The 13,115-nt window shown below is 74.1% G+C and carries 12 protein-coding genes; 6 read left to right on the top strand and 6 right to left on the bottom strand.

All coding sequences use genetic code 11. The features are described 5' to 3' along the window. Positions 1 to 43: 43 nt before the first annotated feature. Together D7318_RS14630 and D7318_RS14625 are read left to right on the top strand one after the other, a co-directional pair. The gene (locus D7318_RS14630; RefSeq protein ID WP_120697638.1) at positions 44 to 691 is read left to right on the top strand and encodes a DUF6758 family protein; all 648 of its coding nucleotides are present in this window, start codon (positions 44 to 46) and stop codon (positions 689 to 691) included. A 4-nt stretch (positions 692 to 695) separates the two neighbouring features. Continuing rightward, positions 696 to 1,538: a PHP domain-containing protein gene (locus D7318_RS14625; protein WP_120697486.1), complete on the top strand. Its 843-nt coding sequence runs from the start codon at positions 696 to 698 to the stop codon at positions 1,536 to 1,538. Positions 1,539 to 1,724: 186 nt separating this feature from the next. Here the strand turns inward: D7318_RS14625 and D7318_RS14615 are convergent, their stop codons facing one another. Then, on the bottom strand, positions 1,725 to 2,633 hold the full coding sequence (locus D7318_RS14615; protein WP_120697637.1) for an alpha/beta fold hydrolase: 909 nt from the start codon (positions 2,631 to 2,633) through the stop codon (positions 1,725 to 1,727). 143 nt (positions 2,634 to 2,776) lie between these two features. Here D7318_RS14615 and D7318_RS14610 point away from each other — a divergent pair, with 143 nt between their 5' ends. Continuing rightward, positions 2,777 to 4,573: a 5'-nucleotidase C-terminal domain-containing protein gene (locus D7318_RS14610; RefSeq protein ID WP_120697482.1), complete on the top strand. Its 1,797-nt coding sequence runs from the start codon at positions 2,777 to 2,779 to the stop codon at positions 4,571 to 4,573. Between the two features lie 39 nt (positions 4,574 to 4,612). Here the strand turns inward: D7318_RS14610 and D7318_RS14605 are convergent, their stop codons facing one another. Further along, positions 4,613 to 6,310, bottom strand: a complete 1,698-nt coding sequence (locus tag D7318_RS14605; RefSeq protein ID WP_230423747.1) for a DEAD/DEAH box helicase — start codon at positions 6,308 to 6,310, stop codon at positions 4,613 to 4,615. Positions 6,311 to 6,763: 453 nt separating this feature from the next. On the opposite strand from D7318_RS14605, the gene D7318_RS14600 reads away from it, so the two are divergent. Further along, positions 6,764 to 7,495, top strand: a complete 732-nt coding sequence (locus D7318_RS14600; RefSeq protein ID WP_120697480.1) for a ferritin-like fold-containing protein — start codon at positions 6,764 to 6,766, stop codon at positions 7,493 to 7,495. A gap of 25 nt (positions 7,496 to 7,520) precedes the next feature. Next, positions 7,521 to 8,075, top strand: coding sequence for a hypothetical protein (locus D7318_RS14595; protein ID WP_120697478.1), 555 nt, complete (start codon positions 7,521 to 7,523; stop codon positions 8,073 to 8,075). Here D7318_RS14595 and D7318_RS14590 read toward each other — a convergent pair. Further along, positions 8,059 to 8,826 (bottom strand): hypothetical protein, encoded by a 768-nt coding sequence (locus tag D7318_RS14590; RefSeq protein WP_408055491.1) that lies wholly within the window; start codon positions 8,824 to 8,826, stop codon positions 8,059 to 8,061. The genes D7318_RS14595 and D7318_RS14590 overlap by 17 nt on opposite strands. Before the next feature lie 80 nt (positions 8,827 to 8,906). Between D7318_RS14590 and D7318_RS14585 the strand changes: the two genes are divergently transcribed. Beyond that, complete coding sequence (locus D7318_RS14585; RefSeq protein WP_120697476.1) at positions 8,907 to 10,085, top strand: Mrp/NBP35 family ATP-binding protein; 1,179 nt, start codon at positions 8,907 to 8,909, stop codon at positions 10,083 to 10,085. Between the two features lie 99 nt (positions 10,086 to 10,184). Here the strand turns inward: D7318_RS14585 and D7318_RS14580 are convergent, their stop codons facing one another. The 3 genes from D7318_RS14580 to D7318_RS14570 all read right to left on the bottom strand — a co-directional run bounded on the left by D7318_RS14580 (position 10,185) and on the right by D7318_RS14570 (position 13,097). After that, a complete protein-coding gene (locus D7318_RS14580) occupies positions 10,185 to 10,865 on the bottom strand; it encodes a hypothetical protein (protein WP_113688617.1) in 681 nt (226 codons plus the stop codon). 135 nt (positions 10,866 to 11,000) lie between these two features. Then, entirely contained in the window at positions 11,001 to 11,498 is a 498-nt protein-coding gene (locus D7318_RS14575; RefSeq protein ID WP_120697475.1) for a sec-independent translocase, read from the bottom strand. Positions 11,499 to 11,615: 117 nt separating this feature from the next. Continuing rightward, complete coding sequence (locus D7318_RS14570) at positions 11,616 to 13,097, bottom strand: S1C family serine protease (protein WP_408055490.1); 1,482 nt, start codon at positions 13,095 to 13,097, stop codon at positions 11,616 to 11,618. Positions 13,098 to 13,115 lie beyond the last annotated feature (18 nt).

Below are 13,115 nucleotides of genomic sequence, written 5' to 3'. Positions count from 1 at the left end.
ATCGCCTTGACTCATGGGCGGCGCGGAGGGACTGTTGTTCCCCATGAGGGGCGAACCCAGTTGCCCGAAATGCGGTGGGCGGGTCCGGGCGCCCGGGCTCTTCGCCGACTCCTGGCAGTGTGCCGACCACGGCGCTGTGCACCCGCTCCAGCCCGTCGTCCCGCCCAGCGTCAACGCGCTCACCGTGGCCGTCGGCCGCGCCCGCGTTCCCGTGTGGATGCCGTGGCCACTGCCCGTGGGCTGGCTGTTCACGGGCATCGCCTACGCGGGGGACGACCGCGGCGGCGGCCGGGCCACGGCCGTCGCGTGCACGGGCCCTGGACCGCTCGGCGGGCCCGGCGAGCTGCTGCTGATCGCCGAGGAGTTGGGCGTCGGCCTCGGCGCCGGATACGCGGGCGTGCCGGGCCCCGACCCCGGCCCGCGGCTCGACGTCGACGAGCCGCCGCAGGCCAAGGTGCTGGCCGCGGGGCGCCCCACCCCGCTGTGGCTCGTGCGGGACGCCCCCGATGACCGCGCGGTGTTCGCGGGCGAGGCGATGGGCCTGTGGCTGTGGGCCGTCGTGTGGCCGCCCGAGTCGGGGATGCTGCTGTACGACGAGCTGGTGCTGACCGATCTGCGCGACGCCGGGTCCGAGGTGGACCTGGTGCCCTGCGGCGCCCTCTCACCGCAGCTGCTGCCGCGGCTATCCTGAACCGGTGCGCATCGACCTGCACACCCACTCCACGGCGTCCGACGGCACCGACACCCCCGACGAGCTGGTCGCAGCGGCCAGCGCCGCCGGGCTCGACGTCGTCGCCCTGACCGACCACGACACCGTCGCGGGCCACGCGGCCGCGGCCGCGGCGCTGCCCGCGGGCCTGACGCTGGTGACCGGCGCGGAGATCTCCTGCCGCCTCGACGGCGTCTCGCTGCACATGCTGGGGTACCTGTTCGACCCCACCGAGCCCGAGCTGGCCCGTGAGCGCGACCTGTTGCGCGACGACCGGGTGCCGAGGGCGAAGGGCATCGTGGCCAAGCTCCGGGAGATGGGCGTCCCGATCACCTGGGAGCGGGTCCGCGAGCTGGCGGCGGGCTCGGTCGGCCGCCCGCACATCGCCGCCGCGATGGTCGAGGCGGGCGTCATCCCCGACATCCCGGCCGCGTTCACCGCCCAGTGGATCGGCGACGGCGGCGTGGCCTGGGTCGGCAAGCACGAGCTCGACGCGTTCGACGCGATCCGCCTCATCAGGAACGCCGGTGGCGTCGCCGTCTTCGCCCACCCGCTCGCCGAGCAGCGCGGCCGGTGCGTGCCCGACGGCGCGATCGTCCGGCTCGCCGAGGCGGGTCTCGACGGTGTCGAGCTGAACCACATGGACCACAACGCCGACGCCCACGCGAGGCTGCTCGGCTTGGCGGGCGACCTCGGCCTGCTGACCACGGGGTCGAGCGACTACCACGGCACGCGCAAGGCGGTCGACCTCGGCGCGTTCACGACGCCCCCCGAGGTCTACGCGGAGCTGCTCACCCGCGCGAAGGGCGCCCAGCCGCTGGTCGGTTGACCGGCCCGAACGCCTCGACGGCGGCGCGGGGGGGGCGTTGCCGCTCCAGGAGCTCCAGGCCGTCGGCCCACTGGTCAACGGCGCCCACGGGCGGCAGCGCGGCCAACGCGGGATCGGTGAGCGTACCCGCGAGCGCCCGCGCGAAGCGGTCACGCGCGCGGCGGGCCACCGATCAACGCGCCCCCGTCAGCCCGCCGCCGAGCGGTCCCGTTCGGTCGGGTCGGGGGAGGCGGGCGGGCGCGGGGAGGGGAGGGCGGCCCAGAACGTGAGCAGGGCCGCCGCCGTGGCCGCCGGGGCCTCGGCGTTGGGCGAGTGCTCGGCGCCCGCGATCACCGTGCGGTGCGCGCCGAGGCGTTCGGCCATGCGGTCGATGTCGGGGACGGGCCAGACGCCGTCCCGCTCCCCCGACAGCACATGGATCGGCAGCCCCACCCGCGCCAGCAGGTCCACCCGGTCCGGCTCGTAGCACAGCGCGCGGCCCGTGGTCCGCAGCTGCGTGGGCGCGTTGGCCAGCCAGCGGCGGTGGAGGAACGCCCCCACCTCGCCCGGCTCGACGCCCCGCCGGGTCAGCCACCATATGCGCCGCGCGCCGAGCAGCGGCAGCACCGCGCCGAGCGCCCGCGCGCGCCACCGCTGGCGGCGCACGATCCGCCCCGGACCCGAGCCGATGAGCGTGAGCGAGGCGAACGGCGGGGCGCTCCCCGCGGCCACCGCCCGCAGCACCGCGCCGCGCGAGATCAGCCCGCCGAGCGAGTGCCCCACCAGGTGCAGGGGCCCTTCGCCCAGCGCCGCCGCCTGCGCCAGCACGTCCTCGGCGAGCGCGCCGAGACCGAACGCCGCGGGTCCCTCCGCGCACACCGACTCGTACTGGCCGCGGCCGTCGACCGCCACGGCCCTGATGCCCGCCTCGGCGAGCGGGACGAGCAGCGCGATGAAGTCCTCCTTGCTGCCGGTGTACCCGGGCACGAGGAGCGCCGTGGCGACGGGCGCGCGGTCGGCGGGGACGGCGTCGAGCACGGCGAACTCGCCCCTGCGGGTGGCGAGCCGGTGGGCCCGCACCTCGGCGGGCGGTTCACAGAAGGGCGGTCTGCTCACACCCACGACGGTAACCGGCTCGGGAGACGGCCGACGACATCGTTCCGTCATCGAGGAGAAACGCCGAGGGGGTGTTGCCGAACGGGCGGCTCCGCCAGAATCTACGCGCGTTCCGAGGCCCCACCCCGCGAGGAGTCACCCCCATGTCGCTCGACCGCCGCACCTTCATCGGCCGCACCGCGGCCACGAGCGCGGGCGTCGCGCTCGCCACCGCCGCGGGCACCACCCCCGCCGCCGCGGAGTGGACGCCCGACCCCCTGCGTTTCTCGTTCTCCGTCATGGGCACGACCGACCTGCATGGCAACGTCCTGAACTGGGACTACTTCACCGACGCCGAGTTCACCGACGGCGAGGGGAACGACATCGGCCTGGCCAAGCTCTCCACCCTGATCAACGCGATCCGCGACGAACGCGGCCCCCACCGCACCCTGCTGATCGACGCGGGCGACACCATCCAGGGCACCCAACTCGCCTACTACTACGCCAAGATCGACCCCATCACCGGCGGGAACGGCGGCCCCGTGCACCCCATGGCGCTGGCCATGAACGCCATGGGCTACGACGCGGTCGCGCTGGGCAACCACGAGTTCAACTACGGCATCCCGCTGCTGCGCGCCTTCGAGGAGCAGTGCGACTTCCCCCTGCTCGCGGCCAACGCGCTCGACGCGGCGACCGAGCGGCCCGCGTTCCCGCCGTACTGGATCGGCACGCTGCGCAACCCGTACGGGCGGGACGTCAAGGTCGGGGTGCTCGGCCTCACCAACCCCGGCATCGCCGTGTGGGACCGCGCGCATGTCGAGGGCCTGATGACGTTCCCCGGGCTGCCCGAGCAGGCCGCGCACTGGGTGCCGAGGATGCGCGCCGCGGGCGCCGACGTCGTCATCGTCTCCGCGCACTCGGGCACGAGCGGCACGTCCTCGTACGGCGACCAGCTCCCGCACGTGGAGAACGCCGCCGCGCTGGTCGCCGAGCAGGTGCCGGGCATCGACGCGATCCTGGTGGGCCACGCGCACGAGGAGATCGCCGAGCGCCGGGTGACCAACGCCGAGACCGGGCGCGACGTGGTGCTCTCCGAGCCGCTGCGCTGGGGCATGCGGCTGAGCGTGTTCGACATCGAGCTGGTGTGGCGACGCGGCCACTGGCAGGTCGAGTCGGTCGGCTCGCGCGTGCTGAACGCCAACACGGCCGACGAGGACCCGCGCATCACCGCGCTCGTGGCCGAGGAGCACGCCAACGCGGTCGCCTATGTCAACCAGGTCATCGGCACCGCGTCCGAGGCGATGACGGCGGCCGAGGCGCCATGGCGCGACACCCCGATCATCGACTTCATCAACCATGTGCAGGCCGAGACGGTGCGCGCGGCGATGGCGGGCACGGAGTACGGGGACCTGCCGGTGCTGTCGCAGGCGGCCTGCTTCTCGCGCACCGCGGCGATCCCCGCGGGCGATGTCACGATCCGGGACGTGGCGGGGATGTACGTCTTCGAGAACACGCTGGAGGCCCGGCTCGTCACGGGCGCGCAGCTGAAGGACTACCTGGAGTTCTCGGCCCGTTACTTCGCGCGGGTCCCGGCGGGCGCCCCGGTGGACCCGGAGGAGCTGACCAACGCGGACGGGACGCCCGACTACAACTACGACGTGGTCAGCGGGGTCACCTACGACATCGACATCGCCGAGCCCGCGGGCTCGCGGATCACCGGGCTCGCGTTCGAGGGCGAACCGGTCGCGGACACGGCGGAGTTCGTGCTCGCGGTGAACAACTACCGCGCCAACGGCGGCGGAAACTTTCCGCATGTGGCCGCGGCCGACCAGCTCTGGTCGAACTCGGACGAGATCCGCAACACGATCATCGCGTGGGTCCAGGCGAACGGCGAGATCGACCCCGCCGCGTTCGCCTCGGTCGACTGGCGCCTGACCCGGGACGGCGAGCCCGTCTTCTGAGGGCCCCGCCTCGATGTGAGCCGTGTCAGGCGCCGATCCTCAGGACTCGGTCGGCGCCGGGTCCGTGGCGGTGGCCGCGCCGCCCGCGCCCGCCGCTCCCGTGGCCCCCGCCTGGCCGCCGCGGGTCCTGCGGCGACGGCGGCGCGGGGTGCGCGGCGCGGCGACGCCCTCCGCGCCGTCCCCGCCCGACTCGGGCGCGGCGTCCCCCGCGGGGGCGGCCTGGGCCTTGGCGGCCTTGGCCTTCGCGGGCGCCGCGGCCTTCCGCGCGCCCTGCGGCTCGGGCGCCTCGGGCGCCTCGCCGCCCTCGTCCCCGACCTCGACCCCGCCGCGGGTGCGGCGGCGCTGGCGCGGGGTGCGGGTGGTCGTCGCGCGCTGCGGGCGCGTCTCGCGCCCGCGGCGCCGCGAACCGGGCCCGCCCAGGTCCTCGACCTCCTCGGCCGCGAGCCCGGCGCGGGTGCGCTCGGCGCGCGGCAGCGTGCCCTTGGTGCCCTCCGGGATCCGCAGCACCTCGAAGAGGTGCGGGGAGGTGGAGTACGTCTCGGGCGGGTCGGGGAACGCCAGGCCGAGCGCCTTGTTGATCAGCTGCCAGCGCGGGATGTCGTCCCAGTCGACCAGGGTGACCGCGATGCCGGTGGCACCGGCGCGGCCCGTCCTGCCGATGCGGTGCAGATAGGTCTTCTCGTCCTCGGGCGTCTGGTAGTTGATCACATGGGTGACGCCGTCCACGTCGATACCGCGGGCCGCGACGTCGGTACAGACGAGGACGTCGACCTTCCCGTTGCGGAACGCCCGCAGCGCCTGCTCGCGCGCCCCCTGCCCCAGGTCGCCGTGGACCGCGGCGGCGGCGAAGCCCCGGCGGCCCAGCTGCTCGGCCACGTCGGCGGCCGTGCGCTTGGTGCGGCAGAAGATCATCACCAGGCCCCTGCCCTCGGCCTGGAGGATGCGCGAGACCATCTCGGGCTTGTCGAGCGAGTGCGCCCTGAAGACGTGCTGCGTGGTGTTGGCCACAGTCGCGCCCTCGTCGTCGGGCTCCGTGGCGCGGATGTGGGTGGGCTGGCTCATGTACCGCCGGGCGAGGCCGATGACCTGCCCCGGCATGGTGGCGGAGAACAGCATCGTCTGCCGCTTCGCGGGCAGGCGCTCGATGATCTTCTCCACGTCGGGCAGGAAGCCGAGGTCGAGCATCTCGTCGGCCTCGTCGAGGACGAGGCAGCGGATGTGCGACAGGTCGAGCTTGCGCTGGCCCGCGAGGTCGAGCAGCCGCCCCGGCGTGCCGACGACGACGTCCACGCCCCGGGCCAGCGCCTCGACCTGCGGCTCGTAGGCGCGGCCTCCGTAGATGGAGACGACGCGGACGTTCCGCACCTTGCCCGCGGTCAGCAGGTCGTTGGTCACCTGCTGGCACAGCTCGCGCGTGGGCACGACGACGAGCGCCTGCGGGGCGTCGGTGAGCCCGGCGGTCTCGGCGCGCCCGGACTCGACGTCGGCGGGAACGGTGACCTTCTCGAGCAGCGGCAGGCCGAAGCCCAGCGTCTTGCCCGTGCCGGTCTTGGCCTGGCCGATGACGTCCGTGCCCGCGAGGGCGACCGGGAGGGTCATCTCCTGGATGGGGAACGGGGTGGTGATGCCGACGGCCTCGAGGGCCTCTGCCGTCTCGGCCAGGATCCCCAGATCCCGAAAGCTGGTGGGTGTGGTGGTAGCGGACAGGGTCGTTGCCTCTTCTGTGTGACGCGGCACCCGGCGGCGAGGCGGGTCGATTGCACCGCGCCTGCGGGTGGCGGCCCTGTCGGGGGCCGGCCTTCGGGCGCGGGACCCGGTCGTCTCGCTCAAGCGCACGCACCGCGCGAGCGGGGTCCCTCATGCCGCGGAGGGTGCGAACACCGCACCGCCGCGGAGGGCTGGTCAGGTCGGAGCCGATCGGGCCACCGACCGGGCATCCTCGGGGGTCTGGGCCTACGGCACGTCCGGCCGAGGCGACGGCGGACGCGACCGGCCCAGGTCTCCGGCATGGGGATGGGCCCACCACATACAAGTGGGCCGCTATACCACTGTACCCCGGAACGGCGCACATGCGGCAGGCCCTGTCGTCCGGGTGATCGTCACACGGGACGGAGGGCCACGCTCAGGGGCTATTGTGCACGGCGTGACCAGGAGAGGGCGGGGCCCACGACCGCCCGCGGAGGAGAGCTGATGGAGACGTCCGAGACCTCGACCCCCGCTTCCGAGGCGCCGCGGCCCGCGGCCGACTGGGCGGAGGCGTCGGCCGACCCGAGGTACCGGGCGGCCGTGGTGGACCTGCTCGGCGCCCTGGCCTACGGCGAGCTCGCGGCGTTCGAGCGCCTCGCGGAGGACGCCAAGCTGGCGCCCACCCTGGCCGACAAGGCGGCGCTGGCCCGGATGGCCGCGGCCGAGTTCCACCACTTCGAGCAGCTCACCGAGCGGCTGCGGCAGATCGACGAGGAGCCGACCGAGGCCATGGAGCCCTTCGCGTCGGCCCTCGAGGACTTCCACCGGCTGACCGCGCCGTCCGACTGGCTCGAGGGCCTGGTCAAGGCGTACGTCGGTGACGCGATCGCCGCCGACTTCTACCGCGAGGTCGCCTCACGCCTCGACTCCGACACCCGCTCGCTCGTGCTCGCCGTGCTCGACGACACCGGGCACGCCGAGTTCGCCGTCGAGAAGGTGCGCTCCGCGATCGCGGCCGAGCCCCCGGTGGGCGGCCGCCTCGCGCTGTGGGCGCGGCGGCTGATGGGCGAGGCGCTGTCGCAGGCCCAGCGGGTGGTCGCCGACCGGGACGCGCTCTCCACGATGCTGGTGGGCGGCGTCGCCGACGGCTTCGACCTGGCGGAGATCGGCCGGATGTTCTCGCGCATCACCGAGGCGCACACCCGGCGCATGGCGGCCCTCGGCCTGTCCGCGTGAGCCACCCACGGCTACGCTCCCTGGCATGACCTCCCACGCCGCCATCGCCGCGTTCGACCTGGCCCTGATCGAGGAGTCCGCGAAGAAGTCCGCACTGGTCTGGGTGCGCGGCCCCGAGGGCGCGGCGAGAGCGCTGTGGCACGTGTGGTCGGGCGGCGCGGTGTGCCTGGTCGGAGGTCCTGGCGAGCAGCCGCTCGACGGGCTCGGGCTGGCCGATGGCGCCGCCGCGACGGTCAGCTGCCGCAGCAAGGACAAGGGCGGGCGCCTGGTCGTGTGGCCCGCCGTGGTCGCCGAGCCCGCCCCGGGGAGCGAGAGCTGGTCCGACGCGGTCGCCGAGCTGAAGGGGAAGCGGCTCAACGCCCCCGACGCCGACGGCATCGCCGAGCGCTGGGCCCGCGAGTGCCGCGTGCTGCGCCTCGAACCGGCCGGTGAGCCCTCCCAGCGCCCGGGCGCGATGCCCTCCGAGTCGTCGGCCGCGCCGCCGCTGCCGACCCCGGCGAGCACCCGCGTCGCGACGCCGAGCGGGCTGCCCGTGCGCAGGCGCGGGGCGTCGGGCCACCGGGCTACTCGTCGGGGTTGATCAGCGCGTCCCCGTAGTCGACGATCTCGTCCTCCTTGGGCTCGTTCAACGAGAACTCCTCGCCCCAGTCGTCAAGCGTCAGCTGCCCCGCCGCGCCGCCGCGCTCCAGGCGCAGCGGGTAGGGCGTGCCCATGAGCGCCACCTCGATCACGCCCCCCGCGCCCCCGCCCGCCTCGACGCGGATGGTGGGGCTGCCGTCGATCTCGCCCTCCTCGCCGATCGCGCGCTCGCCGTCGAGCGTGAGCAGCCCGTCGAGGAGGGTGTTCTTGTCGGTGAAGCCGCTGAGCTGCTCATAGGCCGGATCGTCGGGCACGACGCGGACATACTTGCTGTCCAGCTTCTCCGTCGGGTCCGTCTCCAGCTCGTCGGGGATGCCCTCGCTCTCCCAGAACGCCTGGTCGGCCTTGATGTAGAGGTCCTCACCGATCCGCAGCAGCTCGAACGTCGTCCCCTCCGTGGAGACCTCGCCGACCCCGCCCTCGTCGCCGAGCCGCACATCGAGCCGGAACGTCCCCGCCTCGGTGATCACCGTCCCCGAGAGGCGGACGGAGGACGCCTCCGCGGCCGCGGCTCTCGCGCGTTCCTCTATCTCCGCCGCGGGCAGCTCGTCGACGCCGTTCGTCTCGGGCTCGGGCTCGTCGGCGCCGCAGGCGGTGAGGGCGGTGAGGGCGACGACCAGGGCTCCCGCGGACGCCGCACTCCCCAGTGCACGGCGCCAGTTGGGACGGAGTGCGGGGGACTTCTCTGTCACGAGCCGCAGCGTACGGCACGCCCGCGACCCCCCGAAGGGGCGGTCCGCCGCGGCGCCGGGAGCGCCGTACCATCGGGGACATGGCTACCGATACCCCCCCGCCCCCCGCGGGCGCGACCGGCACGCTGCCCAGCGAGGACGCGGTCAGGGCCGCCCTGTCCCGGGTGAACGACCCGGAGATCCACCGCCCGATCACCGATCTCGGCATGGTCAAGTCCGTGGAGATCGCCCCGGACGGCACGGTGGCGGTCGGGGTGTATCTGACGATCCAGGGCTGCCCGATGCGCGACTCCATCACGGCGAACGTCACGGACGCCGTGCGCGCCGTCCCCGGCGTCACCGGGGTGCGCGTGGAGCTCGACGTGATGAGCGACGAGCAGCGCAAGGAGCTGGCCACGTCGCTGCGCGGCGGGCAGGCGGAGCGTGAGGTGCCGTTCGCCAAGCCGGGCTCGCTGACCCGGGTCTACGCCGTGGCCTCGGGCAAGGGCGGCGTCGGCAAGTCGTCCGTGACGGTCAACCTCGCGGCGGCCATGGCCCGCGACGGGCTCAAGGTCGGCGTGGTGGACGCGGACATCTACGGCCACTCGGTGCCCCGCATGCTGGGCACGGACGCCCGCCCGACCCAGGTCGAGAACATGATCATGCCACCGTCCGCGCACGGCGTGAAGGTGATCTCGATCGGCATGTTCACGCCAGGGAACGCCCCCGTGGTGTGGCGGGGCCCGATGCTGCACCGGGCGCTCCAGCAGTTCCTCGCGGACGTCTACTGGGGCGACCTGGACGTGCTGCTGCTCGACCTGCCGCCGGGGACGGGGGACATCGCCATCTCGGTGGCGCAGCTGGTGCCGGGCGCGGAGATCCTGGTGGTGACGACGCCGCAGCAGGCGGCGGCCGAGGTGGCCGAGCGTGCCGGGTCGATCGCGGTGCAGACGCACCAGAAGATCGTCGGCGTCGTGGAGAACATGGCGGGCCTGCCCTGCCCGCACTGCGGCGAGATGGTCGACGTGTTCGGCAGCGGCGGCGGCAAGCGGGTCGCCGAGGGGCTGACCCGGACGACCGGGGCCGAGGTGCCGGTGCTCGGCACGATCCCGATCGATGTGCGGCTGCGCGAGGGCGGCGACGAGGGAAAGCCCGTCGTGCTGTCCGACCCCGACTCACCCGCGGGGGCGGCGCTGCGCGGCGTGGCGTCCTCGCTCTCGGGACGGGCCCGGGGTCTCGCGGGGATGTCGCTGGGCCTCACGCCGAGCAACAAGTTCTGAACGTTCCGATCCCGAGCGTTCCGATCCCGAACGTTCCGGGAGCGCGGGACCCGGCACCGGGTGGGCGGCCGTCGCGGCGGCCCACCCGCGCCACCGGCGTCAGGCGTAGCTCTCGATGTCCTTGACGACGGCGAAGCCGAGGCCGTAGGCGCTCATGCCGCGGCCATAGGCCCCGATGTGCACCTCGTGCTGGGCGGCCCCGGCGAGCACCCAGCCGTACTCCGACTCCCGGTAGTGGAAGTCCGTCGGCACGCCGTCCACCGGCAGCGACAGCATCGTCCACGCGCCGCCGTGCAGGTCGTCGGCCAGCTCCCACGCGATGGCGGTCTGCTGCTCGAGCCAGTCCTGGCGCAGCGCCCTCTCCATCTGCGCAGGCCAGGTACATGACAGCAGACCGGAGCCCGCGAGCCACGCGGCCGATGAGACCGAGGTGGCCTCCAGGACGCCGTTCCCGTCGGGGCTGCGGCGCACCGGGCGGCTCGCGACCGTGACCACGACCGCGAACCGCTGCTCCTCCTCGCCCAACTCACCCCGCAGCGACGGCTCGTCGCCATGCCCCGTGGAGCCGTGCTCCACGGCGCCGTCGGCGGCGACGCCGACCTGCATCAGCCAGCGCGCGCCCGTGAAGGCGTCGTCGAGGCCGTACCACGGGAAGCCCGCCATCAGGTAGCCTTCCACCGCCCGGCGCGCGCCGGGCACCCCCTGCGATGCGTCCTTTCCCCCGGACGCGCCTGGGCCGCCTGTCGCGTCCTGCGGCTCCGCCCGACTCGTCGTCTCCATCTAACGCGACGCCTCCTCATTGCCCTCGTCCTGGGCACACCCCGGACATAGGGAGGATAGCCATCCGGATCCGGGGTGTCGGGCATGCCGGGAGATCGGGTGGTGTCATATGCCCCCGAAGGGGCGCGAATCCACTCAGGTGGCGTCGGCGTCGAAGGGCGGCGGGGTCGCGCGCGCCGAGGAGCCCGAGCCGTCCTTGTCGAGGCGCACCGCGCCCCCGCCCGCCGCCGCGGCACCCGCCGCGCCCGCGCCCTTGGCCAGCTTGGACGACGTGGCGCCCGGCTTGTCGAGGCTGGTGCGGCGCGCGGGCCGCCCGTTCACCGCGTCGGTGACCTCGGTCAGCTCCTTGCGCATGTCCAGGCTGCTGGTCAGCTCCTTGAGCCCGAGCTCGTCGTTGTCGAGGAGGTGCTTCTTGGCGAACGCCCTGGGGTTGAGGTCCTCGAATTCGAAATCCTTGAACTCGGGTCCCAGCTCACTGCGGATATCCGCCTTGGCACTGTCCGAGAACTCACGGATCTTGCGCAGGAAGCGAGCGGCGTCCTGGATCATCTTCGGCAGCTTCTCGGGGCCGAAGACGAGGATTGCCAGGACGAGCAGCACGATGAACTCGAGTGAGCCTATATCGAAGAACACCTGGCAGCTCCCTCACGCATTCGGTAGATGGCCACGGTACCCCGGCATGGGGCGCCGAGGGGAGACGACGGAGCGGACAACGCGGTGAACGCCAGGACACGCGCGCCCCCGCGCTCGTCAGTCACCGCTCGACTCGCCCAGGGTGACGGTCAGCTCGAGCTCGTCGCCCGAGCGCTCCACGGTCAGCTCGAGGCGGTCGCCGGGGCGGTGGCTGCGGATCCTGACGATCAACTCGTCGCTGCTGCGCACCCGTTCGCCGTTCACGGCGGTGATCACATCGCCGTCGGCCATGCCCGCGTCGTCCGCGGGGCCCCCTGGCACCACGGCGGGGCCGCCGCCCGAGCTGCCGACGCGGGCGCCGTCGCCGAGATAGCCGGTGTCCAGGGTGACCCCGATCACCGGGTAGGTGGCCCGGCCTGTGTTGATCAGCTGCTCGGCGACGTCCTTCGCCTGGTTGACCGGGATGGCGAAGCCGAGGCCGACGCTGCCCGCCTGCCCGGGGTCGAGGCCGCCACCGCCGTCGGCGGTGCGGATCGCGCTGTTGACGCCGATGACGCGGCCGTTGATGTCGACGAGCGGGCCCCCTGAGTTCCCGGGGTTGATCGGCGCGTCGGTCTGGAGGGCGTTCACATAGCTGATGTCGGAGCCGTCGGCCTCGGCGCCACCCGCGGTGATGGGGCGCTCGGTGGCGCTGATGATCCCCGAGGTGACCGTGCCCGCCAGCTCGAACGGCGCGCCGATCGCCACCACGGGGTCGCCGACCCTGACGGCGTCGGAGTCGCCCAGCGTCAGCGGGCTGAGGCCCGAGACGCCATCGACCTTGACGACGGCGAGGTCATAGCCGGTGTCCTGGCCGACGACCTCGGCGCGGGCCGAGTCGCCGCTGCCGAACGTGACCTCTATCACCCCGCCCTGCCCCGCGGGGCGGACCACATGCGCGTTGGTGAGGATGTGGCCCTCGTCGTCGAGCACGAAGCCGGTGCCGCTGCCCGCCTCGCCCGAGCCCGAGACATGGAGGGTGACCACGCCGGGCAGCACGGTCTGGGCGATGCCCGCGATGCTGCCCTCGGGGGCGGGGGCGCCCTCGGTCACGGTCTGCGGGAGCCGCACGTCGCTGAACGTCCCGTGCCTCTCGAGATAGGAGCCGACGCCGCCGCCGATGAGGCCCGCGACCAGCGCGATCGCCGCGGCGCCCGCGATCAGCCTGCCGCCGCCCCGGCGGCCCCCCGGCTCCTCGGGCCCGCCCGCCGCGGGGTCGGACGGGGGCGGTGCGGCATGCCCCGCCGGGGCGGCCCATGGGTCGTACCGGGGAGCGCCGCCCGCGGGGGTCCCGTGCTGGGGCGGCGGCCCGGCCTGCGGCACCTGGGTGCCGCCGGGCGGGGTCGGGGACACGGGCGGGACATGGGTGCCGGTGGGCGGGGTGGGCTGGGGCCGCTGCACGGGAGGCGCCGGGGCCCACGGTCCGGGCTGACCGTAGGGCGGGGTGCCGTACGGGTCGTGTCCGGGCCGGGACTCCGGCTGGCCCGGCGCGCTGTTCGCCTTGTCCATGGCGGCGGTCCCCATCGTGTCGGCGACGTCCTCTTCCGGCCTGGAATTCAACCAGGTCAGCCGCCGGGA

Source organism: Streptomyces radicis (assembly GCF_003626575.1).
In the GTDB taxonomy this organism is placed as follows: Bacteria; Actinomycetota; Actinomycetes; order Streptomycetales; family Streptomycetaceae; genus Streptomyces; species Streptomyces radicis.
The sequence above is the reverse complement of the archived record's forward strand: the minus strand, read 5'-3'. Positions and strand labels throughout refer to the sequence as shown.

Bases quoted from the DNA above. Each gene is read 5' to 3' on its own strand.
- D7318_RS14600 (WP_120697480.1), top strand. From the start codon at position 6,764: ATGGAGACGTCCGAGACCTCGACCCCCGCTTCCGAGGCGCCGCGGCCC.
- D7318_RS14630 (WP_120697638.1), top strand. From the start codon at position 44: ATGAGGGGCGAACCCAGTTGCCCGAAATGCGGTGGGCGGGTCCGGGCG.
- D7318_RS14610 (WP_120697482.1), top strand. From the start codon at position 2,777: ATGTCGCTCGACCGCCGCACCTTCATCGGCCGCACCGCGGCCACGAGC.
- D7318_RS14595 (WP_120697478.1), top strand. From the start codon at position 7,521: ATGACCTCCCACGCCGCCATCGCCGCGTTCGACCTGGCCCTGATCGAG.
- D7318_RS14585 (WP_120697476.1), top strand. From the start codon at position 8,907: ATGGCTACCGATACCCCCCCGCCCCCCGCGGGCGCGACCGGCACGCTG.
- D7318_RS14580 (WP_113688617.1), bottom strand. From the start codon at position 10,865: ATGGAGACGACGAGTCGGGCGGAGCCGCAGGACGCGACAGGCGGCCCA.